The following is a 330-nucleotide window of genomic DNA, read 5'->3' on the forward strand; positions in this document are numbered from 1 at the left end:
GCTCACGCAGTAAAAACCGATTGATGCTGTCGTGGCTTACCTCTGCCAAGATTTCTGAGAGCCGTACACAACTGACGTATTTAGGCTCAGCTAGTAGAAATAAGGTGTAGAGAGGGCTATTACACTGGGCTGTAGATGGTTTTGATCGCTGGCGCATGCTGACCAGAAGGCTAAGAGGATGTGATTTATTCTACCACCCATAATCTGCCTGCTCTGTCAATGCGTAAGTCCTATAACACTGTGCCGGTCGCATTACTGCCGCTTGCATTCAGCTCATTGAGCACCTGCCAGGGTAAGTTGCCATGCTGCCGAATCACGAAACACCCCCCA

Annotated in this window: 1 pseudogene; it reads right to left on the reverse strand. The window is 49.7% G+C overall.

Features of this window, described 5'->3' with window-relative positions:
- Positions 1-157, reverse strand: a pseudogene (locus CKL79_RS22790) (IS701 family transposase); the annotation flags it as partial.
- Positions 158-330 lie beyond the last annotated feature (173 nt).

Origin of the sequence: Leptolyngbya sp. BC1307 (assembly GCF_002286735.1) — a bacterium.
Taxonomy (GTDB): domain Bacteria; phylum Cyanobacteriota; class Cyanobacteriia; order Phormidesmidales; family Phormidesmidaceae; genus Phormidesmis.